Annotated in this window: 14 protein-coding genes; 11 read left to right on the top strand and 3 right to left on the bottom strand. The window is 43.6% G+C overall.

The window, feature by feature from the left end:
• Positions 1-26: 26 nt before the first annotated feature.
• Positions 27-1,124 (bottom strand): ferritin-like domain-containing protein, encoded by a 1,098-nt coding sequence (locus A3IK_RS20315; protein ID WP_020559812.1) that lies wholly within the window; start codon positions 1,122-1,124, stop codon positions 27-29.
• Positions 1,125-1,343: 219 nt separating this feature from the next.
• Between A3IK_RS20315 and A3IK_RS0109825 the strand changes: the two genes are divergently transcribed.
• The 7 genes from A3IK_RS0109825 to A3IK_RS0109860 all read left to right on the top strand — a co-directional run bounded on the left by A3IK_RS0109825 (position 1,344) and on the right by A3IK_RS0109860 (position 8,273).
• A complete protein-coding gene (locus A3IK_RS0109825; protein WP_020559813.1) occupies positions 1,344-2,147 on the top strand; it encodes a hypothetical protein in 804 nt (267 codons plus the stop codon).
• 196 nt (positions 2,148-2,343) lie between these two features.
• Positions 2,344-2,589: an Imm32 family immunity protein gene (locus A3IK_RS0109835; RefSeq protein ID WP_020559815.1), complete on the top strand. Its 246-nt coding sequence runs from the start codon at positions 2,344-2,346 to the stop codon at positions 2,587-2,589.
• Positions 2,590-2,808: 219 nt separating this feature from the next.
• Positions 2,809-3,099 carry a hypothetical protein gene (locus A3IK_RS0109840; RefSeq protein ID WP_020559816.1) on the top strand — a complete coding sequence of 97 codons (291 nt, stop codon included), beginning with the start codon at positions 2,809-2,811 and terminating at the stop codon, positions 3,097-3,099.
• A gap of 120 nt (positions 3,100-3,219) precedes the next feature.
• On the top strand, positions 3,220-3,573 hold the full coding sequence (locus A3IK_RS0109845; RefSeq protein ID WP_020559817.1) for a hypothetical protein: 354 nt from the start codon (positions 3,220-3,222) through the stop codon (positions 3,571-3,573).
• Between the two features lie 281 nt (positions 3,574-3,854).
• Complete coding sequence (locus A3IK_RS0109850; RefSeq protein ID WP_020559818.1) at positions 3,855-4,790, top strand: prenyltransferase; 936 nt, start codon at positions 3,855-3,857, stop codon at positions 4,788-4,790.
• A gap of 167 nt (positions 4,791-4,957) precedes the next feature.
• Positions 4,958-6,865, top strand: a complete 1,908-nt coding sequence (locus tag A3IK_RS0109855; RefSeq protein WP_245539471.1) for an aspartate ammonia-lyase — start codon at positions 4,958-4,960, stop codon at positions 6,863-6,865.
• A gap of 307 nt (positions 6,866-7,172) precedes the next feature.
• A complete protein-coding gene (locus A3IK_RS0109860) occupies positions 7,173-8,273 on the top strand; it encodes a zinc-binding metallopeptidase family protein (RefSeq protein WP_026220910.1) in 1,101 nt (366 codons plus the stop codon).
• Between the two features lie 70 nt (positions 8,274-8,343).
• On the opposite strand, the gene A3IK_RS0109865 is transcribed toward A3IK_RS0109860, so the two are convergent.
• Entirely contained in the window at positions 8,344-10,566 is a 2,223-nt protein-coding gene (locus tag A3IK_RS0109865) for a PHA/PHB synthase family protein (protein ID WP_020559821.1), read from the bottom strand.
• A gap of 217 nt (positions 10,567-10,783) precedes the next feature.
• On the opposite strand from A3IK_RS0109865, the gene asd reads away from it, so the two are divergent.
• Both asd and A3IK_RS20320 read left to right on the top strand, forming a co-directional pair.
• Positions 10,784-11,632: an archaetidylserine decarboxylase gene (gene asd / locus A3IK_RS0109870; RefSeq protein ID WP_020559822.1), complete on the top strand. Its 849-nt coding sequence runs from the start codon at positions 10,784-10,786 to the stop codon at positions 11,630-11,632.
• Between the two features lie 168 nt (positions 11,633-11,800).
• Positions 11,801-12,268: a pentapeptide repeat-containing protein gene (locus A3IK_RS20320; protein ID WP_020559823.1), complete on the top strand. Its 468-nt coding sequence runs from the start codon at positions 11,801-11,803 to the stop codon at positions 12,266-12,268.
• Between the two features lie 117 nt (positions 12,269-12,385).
• Here the strand turns inward: A3IK_RS20320 and pobA are convergent, their stop codons facing one another.
• The gene (pobA, locus tag A3IK_RS0109880; protein WP_020559824.1) at positions 12,386-13,597 is read right to left on the bottom strand and encodes a 4-hydroxybenzoate 3-monooxygenase; all 1,212 of its coding nucleotides are present in this window, start codon (positions 13,595-13,597) and stop codon (positions 12,386-12,388) included.
• Positions 13,598-13,778: 181 nt separating this feature from the next.
• On the opposite strand from pobA, the gene A3IK_RS19125 reads away from it, so the two are divergent.
• Positions 13,779-14,711 carry a helix-turn-helix domain-containing protein gene (locus tag A3IK_RS19125; RefSeq protein ID WP_020559825.1) on the top strand — a complete coding sequence of 311 codons (933 nt, stop codon included), beginning with the start codon at positions 13,779-13,781 and terminating at the stop codon, positions 14,709-14,711.
• Positions 14,712-15,294: 583 nt separating this feature from the next.
• On the top strand, positions 15,295-15,621 hold the full coding sequence (locus A3IK_RS0109895) for a hypothetical protein (protein WP_020559827.1): 327 nt from the start codon (positions 15,295-15,297) through the stop codon (positions 15,619-15,621).
• The last annotated feature ends 187 nt before the right edge of the window (positions 15,622-15,808 follow it).

The raw sequence follows: 15,808 nt of genomic DNA on the forward strand, positions 1-15,808 counted from the left end.
CAGTACCTGTTTTTTCTTCGATCTAGCTACGCAATAGGGTTCCATACGGCATTTTTTAGCTGCTCAAATAGTCGGGCAGCGTCCGCATGTGCAGGTAGACCGAAAGCCTGCTGGATTTGTGAATCACTTTCTTGTTTGAAATCCTGCATTAGATTGTGAATGGCTTCAGCTTGAGCTTCCCGAATATGGGCCTGTTCGAGAGCGCTTAATTGCGGCATGATCCATTGATAAATATCCCAAGATAGGGCGGCGTGATCCATTTCTTCATCCGTAATATGCCCGATCACTTGACGGAATACCCCTAATTCAGCCTGTTGGCTTTGCCATAGGCCACAAGCAGCGGCAAAGGTTTCATGCACACAACCCTCTACCGCATTCTCCAGCGCAATTTCATAGAGTGAGCGTAACCGGAAATCATCAACTTGAACACTGGCTGCGATCCCGCCATAAGCCTCGGATAATAGCCCTGCCATTTCTGCATGACGCACTTCCTCATCAGCGGCCTGATACGCCCGCGCAATCAGTTTATCCGGTGCGCCATAAGCCTCTAATTCACGTGCGAGATAACGAAAGGCGGTAATAGCAGCCGTTTCCATCGCGGTCATATCGGCGAGATATTGCCCGATAGGATTGAAGGCAATGGGCGCTAGGGCAGAAATATGTAAGCCATGAGGGGCACGACCTGGCATGGGTCTGGGGCAGGTATAGGCGGCGTGGATGGCGGTGTAATTCACGGTGCAAGAAATCAAAGTGGACGGGGTAGGCATGCGTGGTCCGCCCATAATATCGCTAAAGGGGCGGTTTTCGGTTTTACAATCACTCGCATTAATGCGTTCTAGTTTCGCTAAATCATTAATACCACCAATCCTTTGCTCGGCAAAAGTTTGTTTGCATAGTGCAATACACTGCGCGGCAGTGAGAGGCGTATTGACCGCATTAATCTGAGCAGAAAAGGCTTCTTGTGCGGTTTTGCGTGTTGCCTCACCACTACGACAAGGATCGTCTATTTTAATTGGTTCATTAGTGGGGGATGGCGTGTTTGGTACGCAGGCGCTCTGACTAGCAACGGGGAGGGCAGCGATGACGGCGTAACGTAACAGTTGCTTAAAGTGGGTTGGATTCATAATGAAACCTCCGGTTAGTTATTAAAGAAGCCCACCGTAGATGGTAGCTGGAGTGTGGGTAATGGGCAAATGCCGTTCAATAAATTATAAACTGGCAGTATAATCAGAGACAGATATGGTGCCTTGGGTGGAAATGCTTGTAAGCTCAGAGTATTACTAGCTGTACCAAGGTCTGACTATCTGGAGCGATATAGTCTGTTAGATCTATGGAGGGTATATATGCCTAGTCATTTTTCAACAATTGGATTTCCAATCGAATCTGCAGAAGAACTGTATGACATAGCTGAGAAAGTTTCTCACCATGCTGAGAGGTTAGAATGCGCTAATGGCTATTACCTCAAATGGTCGTCACCAGAGGGGGCTGAGTTATGGCTTCAGGTCGATAAGGAGAACAACTTAGTGGGGTTGGTGCCGACCTTTAGCGGCGAGTCAAACATGAGTGTTGGTGTAATGAGCGAAATTGTTGGTTCAGATGATACTCCGTTTGACGGCTCCATTCATGGGTGGGCAGATCCGAGTGAAGATAATCCAGAAAGTGGTGCATATCCCTTTGTTTTTGATTTAGTTAACAAGGCTATATACGGTACGTTAGATTTTCCTTTTATTAGCGAAGTCTCTCTCAGTGCATTTGCCCATGAATTGACAGTTTATGATTCCGAAGCAGAATATGACTCTTCTCAAACAAAAGAACCAAAGTTTTCGGTTGAGTCATTTATCCCTTCTGGTTTATTTATTGATAAGGAAGACCCTAAGGCTACTCCACGCCCCTATGCAGTTTTTACAGGTACGGTGCTGAAAGAAAAGGAATGTACCAATCCTCTAACTAATAATAATTACCACTGGGCCTTAGTCAAAACATTGGGTGGCACTATTGATGTAGTTACGGATCTAGAGTTGGTACAGAAACCCATTAAAGTGGGGAGCGTTATTTCAGGCTCATTTTGGCTCAGTGGAAAGATTAAAAATCCAAGAGTAACAGTAAAGAAGGGGTTTTTAGGCGGTCTTTTTTCAAAAAAGACCTAATGCCGTGAGTAATGCGTTAGAGGTGTTGAAAATACTTGTAGAGATCAACTCAAATCTTTTTTGAGCTTGACTTGCACCGATGATATGAAAGTGTTTCAACTCCTTAATTGCATTACCATTGCCGCTCTCATCGAGTCCACACCCGTTATCACATCTATTTGCTTGATTAACTATTTTATTAATATGGTTCATAAAAATGAAAATTTCAAAATATCATTCAGATGATGGATTTAAATATGAATGGGAAAATGGATTTTATATTGAAACTACAATTGATGAAAGTGTTTTTTTGATAAAAGCAAATAAAGCGGGGCTTATTTCTTTAGCTAATCATTTATTAGGTCTAGCTCAAGAAGAAGTTCCTCTTGGTTTTCATTTGCATTTTGATGAGAACAATTCATTAGAAGATGGCTCTACAGAGCTAATTTTTGAAAAAAAATGAGTCTGTGGGTCTATCTGCCTAAAGGAGCCAAAAGTCCCACCGTGTAACGGTCAAATTATTTTACTGCTAAACCTATACCTAAAAATAATGGTTATCAAATATTCCAGTTAGAGGGAACATTGAATGGAAAAAGTGGTATTTTTGAAATGGGACTGACTAGCTATGGGGTAATAGACTAGCGATTTTTTAGACCTATAAAGCCTACAAGATAGTTAAAAAATGAAATATTTAGTAATAGATGCCTCATTAAATGGTACGGGGATAAGGGATAAGTACGAAGGAAATTATCTTGCTATCGATGAATTAGGCTTAAGTTGTGAAATAATAGATGGATTTAATCAATGGCTATTAAAATATGAGAAGGAACAATATGGTGGGTTTATTGATAATGATATTATTACTGAGCTTGATGAGGAGGGGGGGAAACTAGCCATACTTATTAAAAATATATTGCCAGAGATAAAATTGGAGTATTTTTATAATGCACGAATGACCAGAGAAATTATATGACAGTAAAATACTCTATCAAAGGTAGAATGTCTTATTGACGTGGAAAATTATAAATACGCTTAAAAGATATCCTCTAAAATATGGCTTGGCTTTTGAAAGATTTTGTTTGAGAAGAGGGTTATGATTAAAATGATTACTCTAAGATATGGTTTGATTTCACTTTGGTTCAGTACGATTTTAATACAATCAATCCATGTCCTAATTTCCTATACAGACCCGATTAACCAAAAAATCCAAGATGAGATTCTATTTGGTCATGGATTTGTAATGTTAGCTTTAAGTATTCCACTAGGTTGGGTAGCTCTCTTTATCGTTGGAGCTGCTTTAAGCTGGTTTGAAATTACATTGACAAGTGTATGGGATGCTGTATGTGTATCTATTGTCTGTGTGAGCATAGGGTACTTACAGTGGTTTGTACTGTTACCGTGGTTGTGGCATAAATGGAAAGCAAAATACAAATTGGAATCCTCGTAACCAAGGAACCAAAAATCCCACCGTGTAACGGTCAAGTTGTTTTACTGCCTTCATTAATCATCAACCCTAGGCAGAGAATACCCGGTACTTTTACCCGTAATGCGTTAGATGTGTTGAAAAATACTTGTAGAGATCAACTCAAATCTTTTTTTAGCTTAACTTGCACCGATGATATGAAAGTGTTTCAACTCCTTAATCGCATTACCCATTTCAACCTGCGGTTTCAGGGGTTTTACTGAAATGCTAAACTGATCGATTGTTAGTCAGTTGGGGGAAGGCATATGCCACAAGAACCAGATCAATCCTTACGCAATAACCCATTACTGTGTTACTGGTTGGCGACGCGTCCGGGCTTTCTAGCAGCAGGCCTAGTACCCGCACTATTGGGCGTGGCAGCCTTTGTTTATCAAGGTGGGCAGGTGAGTATTCTGCTCTTAGTTCTAACCCTGCTGGCAGTGGTATTGGTACAGGCTGGGGTGAATGTTTTGAATGACTATTACGATGAACTCAATGGCACTGACCGTTATAATCAGGAGCGCATTTTTCCCTTCACAGGTGGTAGCCGCTTTATCCAGAATGAGGTGCTGAGTGCCGATGAAACGCGGCGTTTCGGATGGCTTTTAATGGGGGCGGTAGTCGTGCTGGGCATAGGGTTGACTATGCTCAGTGGAGTGGGGCTGTTGCTGATCGGGGTAGCGGGGGTATTGCTGGGCTGGGGCTATTCTGCACCGCCTTTGCGCCTTAATAGTCGAGGCTGGGGCGAACCAGCTATTGCGTTGGGATTTGGCGTGCTGATTCCGCTCGGAGCGTGGTATGTGCAGGCTAAGACCTTGGCGCTATATCCGGTGTTGGTAAGCTTGCCGCTGGGCTTGCTGTTAATGAATATTCTGTTGATTAATCAGTTCCCCGATCAAGAGGCCGATGCTGCTTGTGGTAAACATCACTGGGTCGTGCGTTATGGTGCGAAACCCATGGCGTGGGTTTATCTGGGGAGTGTGCTGATTAGTATGCTGATCTTGATGGGATTAGTGTTAGGAGGCTTGCTACCCGTAGCGGCCTTATTAGCTTTGCTACCACAGGGACTAGCATTGCGAGCGGCGTTATTATTAATAGCGAATGCTCAACAACCTACAAAACTAGAGCCAGCTATTCGCATGACCATTGCCAGCGCTTTACTGCATGGTGTGTTATTGAGTGTGGTGCTGTGGCTGGGATAAAACTAGATAGAAAAACGGGTTTATCACCCTGCTTCAACAAGGGGATAGGAGGCGAATTTAATAAAATTTGTGCTATTATTGCGCCTCTCTTACAGCCATTCTGTAAAGAAAGTCAGCATACTAAAAACGATCTACCGCACGGTGCTAGCACCCAACAAGGATATGTCATGATTGAAACGACTCTACAGACCGTTTTCCCCGAACTCACCTCCGATGAAACTCAACAACTTATTGCAATTACCACCACGAAAAAATTTGCTGTTAATGATGTAGCGCTCCCCCAAGAGTTTGATATGAAAGCCGGGCAGCCGCGCCGTGTTTTAATGATTATTCAATCGGGTGAAATCGAGATTTTTCGCCACGAAGAAGAGGGCTTTCAACAACATATTGCTTCGCGCTATGCCAATGAAATTCTAGGCGAGGAAATGATCCTAGAACCTGAGAAGGTACATCAGCTGTCCTATCGCTCTATTATCGAAACCCAAGCACTGGTGATTCGACGCATTGATATGGAGCAGCTCCTGCTAGCACAGCCGGAAATGGCGCGTAAGATTTATCGCCAGCTTGCGATTAATGCGACGCGTAGATTAGAAAAAGAAGATCATCCGACACGTAGCCACATTGAGCGCGACTCCATGGGCGAGGTGCAAATTCCCAATGATGCCTACTATGGCTCACAGACCGCGCGTGCGATTCAAAACTTTAAAATTACCGGCATTCCCATTTCACACTTCCCTAAGCTCATTAAAAGTCTGGCGATTATTAAAAAGGCCGCAGCGCGTGCGAATGGTAATGAGCCTAATCTGAAACGTGTCCCTAATCCTAATATGAGCCTCACGGTAGGGGATGCGATTATTCGGGTGTGTGATGAGATTATTGAAGGCAATCAATTTTTGCATCGTCAGTTTCTCGTCGATGTGATTCAAGGGGGCGCGGGAACCTCCACCAATATGAATGCTAATGAGGTCATTGCCAAGCGGGCGCGTGAATTGCTCGGCTTTCCTAAATTTCACCCAGAGGGTAATCCGGTGGATCCCAATGATGATGTGAATATGGCGCAGTCAACCAATGACGTGTATCCCTCGGCTTTACGTTTGACTTTAATGCTCTCCTATACCGAACTCACGGCTGCTATGCAGGGCTTGATTGCGGTCTTTATGGCTAAAGGGGAGGAGTTTAGCGAAGTCATTAAAATGGGGCGCACGCAGCTACAAGACGCGGTCCCTATGACCTTAGGACAAGAGTTCCATGCCTTTGGCGTAACCTTAGAAGAAGACATCGATAAATTAGAGCGGAATGTCCCCCTCCTTGGCGAGTTAAATTTAGGTGGTACAGCGATTGGAACAGGCATTTTAGCTAGCCCTGAATATCGTGCTCGTGTCTTGGATGAGGTTAATCATATTCTACATGATGAATTAAAGCTCAGTATTGCCGTGCGTCCGGCCTTAGATCTGGTCGAAGCGAGCTGGGATACTGGGGTGTTTGTGCTCTTTTCGGGTGTCATTAAACGGATTGCAGTTAAGCTTTCTAAAATTTGTAATGACTTGCGCTTACTCAGCAGTGGGCCTTTGGCTGGATTTGGTGATATACGCCTGCCTGCCGTCCAAGCAGGCTCATCGATTATGCCGGGGAAGGTTAATCCCGTCATTCCAGAGGTAGTGAATCAGGTGGCCTTCCAAGTGATTGGTAATGACCTTGCGGTGACGATTGCAGCAGAGGGCGGACAGTTACAGCTCAATGCCTTTGAGCCGATTATTGCCTTTAACCTCTTACAATCTATGCAAATGATGACTCGTGCTATGCGCACTTTAACCACGCATGTGCAGGGTATTGTGGTCACAGAGCAAGACAAGCAACGCTTACGAGCACGAGTAGAGCAAAGCCCCGGTTTGGCAACTTTCTTAATTCCCGTCATTGGCTATCAAGCCGCTACCAAAATCGCTAAAGAAGTCATTAGTACCGGACATAGTGTGAGGGATTTAGTACTTGCACAAGGTATTATGAATGAGGCGCAGTGGGAGCAGTTTATGCAGGCCGATAATTTGACTAAGCCCTATCGTCCGGCAGCACAATAAAAAGTTCAAGGTGTAGAGAACTTTTTCACCATTAGACTCCCTATATTCAGTTTTCTACTGAGTTTGGGAGTATTACTATTGAGGGTAATATTCTTCTTGTGTTCAGGCACGGAAGAATATGCCTAATTTTTCACAGGTTCTAAGTATCGAGTGGGCATCGCCTATACTATACATTTAAGCAGCGGTGCATAAATAATCTTACATCATTTCCGCTCGCTCACCTGAATACCCGCCTTGTGTGTTGCGTTAGCACTGCATGTTTGCAGCATATCAGGGTCTTGTAGCTAAAAGACTTGAGAAGTAATTAATGGAAATATTTCAGTGTCAGCATTGTCAGCAAATTATTTTCTTTGAAAATACTTACTGTGAAAAATGCTATAGTGCGCTGGGGTTCCTCCCCACAACAATGAGTCTTATTACCTTGACTCCCCATTTTGAGGGCGGCTTGAGTGCTTATAATAATGCTTTTCAGCGCTTCAAATATTGTAATAATTTTACTCATGGCGTTTGTAATTGGCTGTTACCCGCAGATTCCGAGGATACCCTTTGTTTAGCGTGTGATCTGAATGATCGTGTGCCTAATTTGGATTCAGAGCAGCATCGTGTGGCTTGGTCTGAAATAGAGGTGGCTAAACACTGGTTGGTCTATGACCTCTTACAGCTTGGCTTGCCAGTAGTGAGCAAGAATATTGATGAGGAGTCGGGATTATCATTCGATTTTCTGTCTGATGACATGATGCAGGATGGAGAGCATGTGATGACAGGGCACATGCAGGGGCTGATTACGCTGAATATCTCTGAGGCCGACCCCGTGCAGCGCGAAAGAATGCGCGAGCAGATGGATGAGCCTTACCGTACCCTGATTGGGCATTTCCGCCATGAGGTGGGGCATTATTATTGGGATTTGCTGATCAGTCCCGATAGTGCGCGTCTGGAGGCTTTTCGTGCTCTGTTTGGTGATGAGCGTGAGGATTATCAGGAGGCACTTGAAAAACACTATGAAGAGGGGCCACCGGGTAATTGGCAGGTGCAGTTTGTTAGCACCTATGCCTCTACTCATCCTTGGGAAGACTGGGCGGAGACTTGGGCGCACTATATGCATATGGTTTCTACGTTGCATACCGCCAAGGTTTATGGTTTAGGTATTCATCCCCAGATTGGTAGCACACCGCAGCAAGAGTCCCCCTTAGCATTAGAGCTTAGGATGGGAGATAATCTATTACTTCAACAGGATATTGATCCTATCTTATCCGCTTGGCTAAAGCTAACGATGTCCGTCAATAGCCTCAATCGGAGTATGGGACAGCCCGATCTTTATCCTTTTGTGATTTCTGCTAGGGTGAGGGAGAAGTTGGGTTTTGTGCATCAGCTTATTCTTGATCAGAGATCAGGTCTGAATATCAGCTAGTGTGCATTTTTGAACAGAGAACAGTTAGATGAAGAGACCTTCATAACAAGGTCTCTTCTAAGTAGCCGATTTAGCTAGTTTGGGTAGGATTATTAGTATCCAATACAACGGGAGCTATGTTATCAGCGGGTGCGGATGGTGTCTCTGACACAGGTGCTACTTGCTCAAACGTTACTGGAGCAGGTGCAGCAGGCTCTGGCACGACAGGTGCAGGCGCAGAGGTTAACTCTAATGGCGCTGCTTCTGGCGCTGTATTCACAACCGCTTGGACGGGAGTAGATTCCGCTGTAACAGGTTTTACTGCTGTTGCAGGTGCGGGTTTATCAGCTTTAGGCGCTGCTTTTTTGGCTGCTGGTTTGGTTTCAGCCGCTTTAGCAGGGGCTTTTTTAGCAGCCGGTTTCGCTTCTGCTTTAGTTTCGGCTTTAGGCGCTGCTTTTTTGGCAGGTTCCGCTTTAGCTGCAGCCTTTTTCGCTGGTTTAGCCTCAAGCTGAGTGTATTCCACTACGGGAGTCGGCTCATCCAAACGTACTTTGACATAAGTCCCCGGTGCATCTTCTATGGCTTTAAGCTTGTTAGCACCCGGTTGACGGGCTGGAACCATAGTAGAATCTAACGCTTTTACCCAACGATCCCACTCAGGCCACCAAGAGCCGGTTTTAACTGCATGCTGTTCTAGCCACGTTTTAGCATCAGGGGCAGAGTTATCACCCACACGATAGCCATATTTATTCGCATTCGGTGGGTTAATAATCCCCGCAATATGACCAGAACCTCCTAAAATAAAGGTAACATCGCCACTAAAGAGTTTGGCACCTGAATAGGTGGATACCCAAGGCGCAATATGATCTTCAATCGCAGAAACAAAGCAAGCGGGTACATCGATGCTGGTGATATCTAAAGGTACACCATCAATACTTAATACCTTAGGTTTGCAGAGGTCATTCTGCAGATAGAGATTACGCAAATACCAAGAATGCATCTTAGCCGGCATACGGGTAGAGTCTGAGTTCCAATACAGGAGATCAAACGGACGTGGATCATTACCGAGGAGGTAGTTATTCACATAGAATGACCAAATCAGATCATTAGCCCGCATTAGGTTAAAGGTTCCCGCCATATTACTGCCTTCGAGGAAGCCTTTTTCGTTCATTTTAGACTCAAGCCCTTTAATTTGCTCTTCGTCAATGAACAAGCCTAATTCACCGGGGTTAGAGAAATCTAACATCGTGGTGAAGAAGGTTGAGCTAGCAATGCGATTGTCACCTTTGGACTTTAGGTAAGCTAAAGTAGAGGTTAGTAATGTACCACCAATGCAATAACCAATCGTATTAACTTTGGTTTCGCCCGTGTCGTACTCAATCGCATCGAGTGCCTTGATCACGCCATTAGTGACGTACTCTTCAAACCCAACATTGGCATAAGTCTCGTCAGGGTTAACCCACGACATAACATATACTGTATGGCCTTGCTCGACTAACCACTTTAATAAGGAGTTTTTCGGTTGTAAGTCCATAATATAGAACTTATTAATCCAAGGCGGCACGACCAATAGTGGACGTTTGAGCACTTTTTCAGTGGTCGGGGTATATTGGATGAGTTGGAACATCCGATTTTGGAATACGATTTTGCCCGGCGTGACCGCTACATTTTCGCCGAGTTTAAAGGCACTGGTATCGGTCATGCGAATACGTAGTTCGCCTTTACCTGCTTCGAGGTCTTCAAGCATGTTTTTCAGGCCGTGAACTAAGTTAGCGCCCTTAGTTTCTTTAATCTTCTCTAATACGGCTGGATTCGTAAGGGCAAAATTAGTAGGGGAGGCGGCATCTAACATACGCTCAGTAAAAAACTTAACCCGCTCAGCCGTATGCTCGTCTAAGCCTTCCACATCCGTAACTAGGTTACGCATCCATTGTGAAGTGAGTAGGTAAGATTGTTTAATCATGTCGAAGGCAGGTTTTTCCATCCAATCTTCATGACTAAAACGGCGATCTGTTTTTTCTGGTGTAATCACAGGCTCTGCTTTTTGCCCCATGAGGGATAACATAGCCTGTTGCGAGAGCATAAAGGACTTTTGCCAAAATTCTAAATTGGCTTGGATGATTTTTTGTGGATCAGCACTCAGCGCTGCCCACCAATCGGTGTAGACCTTTTTAAGATTTAGCGGATCTAGATTCATTCCTTCATACGATTTGGCTAAGCCCACCATCAACTCTTCTACCTGTTTAAAGTTACTTTGTAGCTCTCGGGCGGCGGCAAAACCTAAGGCACTTTCGCCTGGTTCAGTGTTTGACATAAAAATTCTCCTTGCGAGCATAATTACAATCGTCCGGTTAGTTCAACACTTATGCTTCTGGGTGTTTGAGATCATTATTATAGCGAGAGATTATACTGAATCTGGCTCGATAGCGCGATGATATAGCACATTCAGCTAATTCGGAATAAAGGTTGAGTGTAATTCTCAGAATCTTTAGTATCACCACCTCTCCATAAAAGCTCCAAAGAGTAAGATTATGCTGCTAGATTATCTAAAGAGTTGGCCCTTATATCTATTGCCTCATCATGCGATTTCCCGTGTGGTGTTTCGCCTAACACGGGTTCAATGTCCACGCCTAGTACCCCCAGCCATTCGCTTATTTAGTCGAATATTTAAGGTGAACCTAGCGGAGGCCGAACACTCGAATCCCGAAGATTATCAAACCTTTAATCAGTTTTTTACCCGTAGTCTAAAAGCAGGTGTCCGCACTATACAAGCGGGCGCTAAAACGTTAGTCAGTCCGGTAGATGGGCGTGTCAGTCAAGTAGGTCGTATTCAAGAGGGACGCATTTTTCAGGCTAAAGGTCATGATTATTCTGCCTTAGAATTATTGGGTGGGGATGAGGATCGCGCTAAGCCTTTTATGCACGGGCAATTTATGACGATTTACTTATCGCCACGGGATTATCACCGGATTCATATGCCTTTGACGGGTAAATTAATCGAACAAGTCTATATTCCGGGGCGTTTGTTTAGTGTGGCGGGTCATACCGTGCGTACTGTGCCACGTCTATTTGCGCGTAATGAGCGGGTGGTGGCACTCTTTGAAACCGATCATGGTTTAATGGCGATGGTATTAGTCGGGGCGATTAATGTTGCAGCGATTGAAACCGTGTGGTCAGGTTTAGTAACCCCTCCGCCTAAATCTAGTATACAAGCCCAGACATTTATAGATACTCAACTAGCACAGGGCGCGGAGATGGGACGCTTTAATATGGGGTCAACCGTCATTTTGCTACTCGCTAATCCAGATTTAAACTGGGCAAATACTAGTCAGACTGACCAATCAGTGCAATTAGGGCAGGTATTAGCGCAGTTTTTCTGACCTTTCCCGATAAGTGGCGTAAAGGCTGGGCTGAATACTCAGAAAAGCGTTTTATTAAGTTCTACACTTTAAGGCACGCCTTATCCTGAAGTCGTGATTAGTGAGGTTAGCGATGTACCCTGCTGCACTCATTTCATGGTCGTCAACAACTATACTAAGGGAGTTACTATGCCTGACTTATTGGAAACGTTTTTAAGTGGTTTATTACTCATGCCAGCACCGAGTGCCTCGGTAGAAAAACCAGTCACTCTCGCCACACAAGCGAAAGCCCCAGCCTATCGTGCGGAGTCTAATGTAAGACAACGTAACTTTGAGGGGGCCAATTTGAGTCTTGCCAATTTTAGCGGTAGTAATGCTACTAATTCTAACTTTCGCTATGCCAAGCTCGATTACGCTAATTTAAGCCTTGCCCAATTAAAAGACGCTGATCTCACGGGGGCGAGTTTGAATTATGCGTTGATTCATTTGACCGACTTGCGTGGCGTGAAAGGCCTGACGAAAGAGCAGCTTGCCCACGCTTGTCTAATGTCAACCCAAGATCAGGATAGCTTAGAAGCCATTGAGGGATTTAGTTTGCAACAGTATCAACTACCCGAAGGCTGTCAGATCTGGGAACAAACGCTCAATGTATCCTAAAAATGGGTTGAGCTATAAAGTCACTACCAAGCCGTATCGAGGCGCTTGGTAGTTTCGGGCAATGAATGACTAATAAATTTAAATTTCGAGCTATTATGGGGTTTCAATAGGGCTGATTCACAGAGGTTCTTCATAAGGCAGGCCAACATATTGTTCTGCAATAACTTTACGTCCATTTTCTGAATTAAGATAATAATGCAGCTCAGAGTCCATAAAGCGGCTGAATGTTTCCCCCTGCATACCTGACACCTCCATGCCAGTATAATTGTGCAGCATATTGCTCATCCACCATGAAAAACGCTCTCCATTCCAAACCCGGCGCAAAGCAATAGGCGAGTATTGTTGTAGGCAGGCTGTATCACCCTCACGATAGACACGAGTCAGTAGTTTATACAAGGTGGCAACATCAGAAGCCGCCAAGTTCAACCCTTTTGCACCTGTAGGAGGCACAATATGCGCGGCATCCCCAACTAAAAATAACCGCCCATATTGCATAGGTTCGCAGACAAAAGAGCGTAAGGGGGCAATGCTTTTTTCGATACTATTACCTGTAATTAATTGTGCGGCGGCTTCAGCGGGGAGGCGGCGTTTTAACTCTTCCCAAAAAGCTTCATCTGACCAATCCTCGACTTTATCACTCACGGGGACTTGTAAGTAGTAGCGTGAGCGCGTGGCAGAACGCCGACTGGCTAAGGCAAAACCGCGTTCGTGTTTACAGTAAATCAGTTCCTCATTCACGGGCGGGGTATCACTCATTACCCCTAACCAGCCAAACGGATATACGCGCTCATGCTCAGTACGTAAGTGTGCGGGGATAGTTTTGCGTGATATACCGTGAAAGCCATCACAACCGGCAATATAGTCGGCATTAAGGCGGTAATCCTCACCCTGATAGCTGAAAGTAATATAAGGCTGGCTGCTATTTACATCATGGGGTTGCACATTTGATGCTTCGTAGTAGGTAGTTAAATCTGCGGCGGCTCTAGCTGCCATTAAATCACGAGTAATTTCGACTTGCCCGTAACAAGTAACCGTTTTGCCGCCAGTGAGCGCTTTTAAGTCAATGTGAGTGCAATTACCATTATCGGAAATAATAAAGCCCTCATGCACTTCACCCTCTTGATCCATGCGCTCCCCCACACCAGCTTCGCGCACCAGCTCCGTGAAACCTTGCTCTAGAATGCCCGCCCGAATGCGGCCTAACACATATTCACCCGTGACCCGCTCTAAGATAATCGTTTCAATCCCTTGTTTGTGTAGTAATTGACCGAGTAATAAGCCTGATGGCCCAGCGCCAATAATGGCCACTTGCGTGCTGAGTGTTTTCATAGGGAAGCTCCTCCTGATGAGCTGATAGTTGAGTGATTAGCTAGGAGTTATTGTTATGAAAAGCAGAGCATAGATACATTCACTTGCTGAGCAGTTACTGGTACTTTTAATGCAGAGCGCAAGCTAGGTAGTCGGCATCAGTGAACTGGAGTCGGACTGATTAGGAAAAAGGAGGGGGGTAATGATGAGCCAAACAAGGAAAACAACGATTCCTAATGTGGGACTATATGGTGAAGTTAACCTTAAATCACAACCCGAATTTGTGCATATTGAAAATATAGCGGCTCGTAGTTTGCAATATGATTGGGTTATTAAACCTCATCGTCATGGTAAACTATTTCAGCTTTTATGCTTATATCAAGGAGGGATGGAGGTATATTTAGATGATAAGCATTTAAGCCTAACAGGTAATTGGGTAGTGAGTATACCGCCTAATTGTGTACATGGTTTTCGTTTTCCTATTGATACCCAAGGCATAGTATTAACTATTGTAGAGCCATTATTGAGTGTGGATGAGCAACAACAATTACAGCCTTATTTTAATAGTTTATTAGCTAGTCCCCAAGCGATTGAATTTGCCGAGAGTAGTATGCTACTGATGCAATTACAGCAATTATTTCAATCTATTGAGAGAGAGCTGAGTGAACGAGTGAGCGGACATACCGTTATGTTGGGTTGGCTAGTGAAAATGGTATTCATGACGCTAAAGCGCCAACTTGATTATCAACAGCCTTTTGAATCCGAATATGAAAATAATAGTAAGCAATTAGGATTTAAATTTCGTAGTTTGCTGGATAAACACTATCGCAGCCAATGGAGTGTGCAAGATTATGCGAATGCTCTGTATGTCTCACCCTCCACCTTAAATCGGCTTTGTACTAAACATCTAGGTATGACAGCTAAGGCATTGATTCAAAATCGTCTATTACTGGAGATTAAGCGCAGGCTGATTTATACCACCGACTCATTAGATAATATTGCACTGACCTTGGGGTTTAAAGATTCAGCCTATTTTTCTAGGTTTTTCAAAAATTTGCAAGGTATCTCGCCTAGCTTATATCGACAAGAACAGTATCAAGCAACCGATACGCAGTGGACGAGCGCAAAAGATTAGCCTAAGAAGATTTTTTGGCTCTTTGGGATTTCCCGTGGTAATGCTGAATTTTTAATCATATTAAGAGCGAAATTTAGCAGACTGAGCATCTCAACTTGTTGATTTCGTTAAGCAGAATTATCCAACAGAATAATGAGAAAGGTTCTCACCACGGAAGATCCTGAAGAGCCGATTTTTAAAATAGATCTTCTAGTTAGAGGCTATGCTGATAATGAATGGTATAGCCTAAGTCTTGTATGAGTTATATACCAGAAATACGTATTAACTCACGTCTATAATCTAAGTCTACTCTCTTAGTAAGAGGCTTTTGTTAATATAAATGAAAAAGGTAACTAAAATGATTTATGCCTATAAAGCGACAGCTATGATGCTGCTATGGTTAGTTTGTTCTGTATCTGTTGGTGCAGTGTCCAATATTGATGGTTGGTGGGGATAGGATGAACCTAAAGAGAAAGATAAAAAAGTAGCAAGCTCTGATAAAAAAACAAAAATAAAATATACTACTTATACAAATGATGTAGCTGAATTTGTTATTGATGTTCCCCTAGAGATTCTCTATCCACAAGGCGAGTCGGGAAATCATATGGGACAAATATTTAAATCAATTGATATGAGTGCCATACTTTATACTTCTGGAGTAGGGAACGTAGATGATAAAGGTATTGATGAGCTTTACTTTGATGCGTTAAATCCAGATGATAAAGATGAAAAGGTTTTTACTTATAAAATACTCGGCGATAACTGGTTTGTTGTAAGTGGTTATCATAATAATGATATATTTTATAAGAAAACTATATTAAGTGATAAATCTGGTCTAGTATTGTCTTTTTATTTCAAGTTTCCAAAATCAAAAAAATCATTTTATAGTGATATTACAGTAAGAATGTCAAAATCATTTAAAGCGCTTTAAAATGATATGGTTAGTGCTTTTTAGTAGAGCTCGATAGGGGATAAAAAACTCCCTATCGAGCTGTAGCTATAAGGCTATTTAATTCAGCATCAGGTCTATTCGCCTTGTACAGATAGTTTAGTTAGAAACAATACTGCCATGATGGATATGAATAATGCTGAGTTCGGTCTTAAGCCTTACCATGGCG

Origin of the sequence: Thiofilum flexile DSM 14609, from assembly GCF_000380185.1 — a bacterium.
Classification (GTDB): Bacteria; Pseudomonadota; Gammaproteobacteria; order Thiotrichales; family Thiotrichaceae; genus Thiofilum; species Thiofilum flexile.

Coding starts and splice junctions, on each gene's coding strand:
- pobA (WP_020559824.1), bottom strand. CDS start 13,597: ATGAAAACACTCAGCACGCAAGTGGCCATTATTGGCGCTGGGCCATCA.
- A3IK_RS0109855 (WP_245539471.1), top strand. CDS start 4,958: ATGATTGAAACGACTCTACAGACCGTTTTCCCCGAACTCACCTCCGAT.
- A3IK_RS0109865 (WP_020559821.1), bottom strand. CDS start 10,566: ATGTCAAACACTGAACCAGGCGAAAGTGCCTTAGGTTTTGCCGCCGCC.
- A3IK_RS0109840 (WP_020559816.1), top strand. CDS start 2,809: ATGAAATATTTAGTAATAGATGCCTCATTAAATGGTACGGGGATAAGG.
- A3IK_RS0109825 (WP_020559813.1), top strand. CDS start 1,344: ATGCCTAGTCATTTTTCAACAATTGGATTTCCAATCGAATCTGCAGAA.
- A3IK_RS0109860 (WP_026220910.1), top strand. CDS start 7,173: ATGGAAATATTTCAGTGTCAGCATTGTCAGCAAATTATTTTCTTTGAA.
- A3IK_RS20320 (WP_020559823.1), top strand. CDS start 11,801: ATGCCTGACTTATTGGAAACGTTTTTAAGTGGTTTATTACTCATGCCA.
- asd (WP_020559822.1), top strand. CDS start 10,784: ATGCTGCTAGATTATCTAAAGAGTTGGCCCTTATATCTATTGCCTCAT.
- A3IK_RS0109850 (WP_020559818.1), top strand. CDS start 3,855: ATGCCACAAGAACCAGATCAATCCTTACGCAATAACCCATTACTGTGT.
- A3IK_RS20315 (WP_020559812.1), bottom strand. CDS start 1,124: ATGAATCCAACCCACTTTAAGCAACTGTTACGTTACGCCGTCATCGCT.
- A3IK_RS0109835 (WP_020559815.1), top strand. CDS start 2,344: ATGAAAATTTCAAAATATCATTCAGATGATGGATTTAAATATGAATGG.
- A3IK_RS0109895 (WP_020559827.1), top strand. CDS start 15,295: ATGGGACAAATATTTAAATCAATTGATATGAGTGCCATACTTTATACT.
- A3IK_RS0109845 (WP_020559817.1), top strand. CDS start 3,220: ATGATTAAAATGATTACTCTAAGATATGGTTTGATTTCACTTTGGTTC.
- A3IK_RS19125 (WP_020559825.1), top strand. CDS start 13,779: ATGATGAGCCAAACAAGGAAAACAACGATTCCTAATGTGGGACTATAT.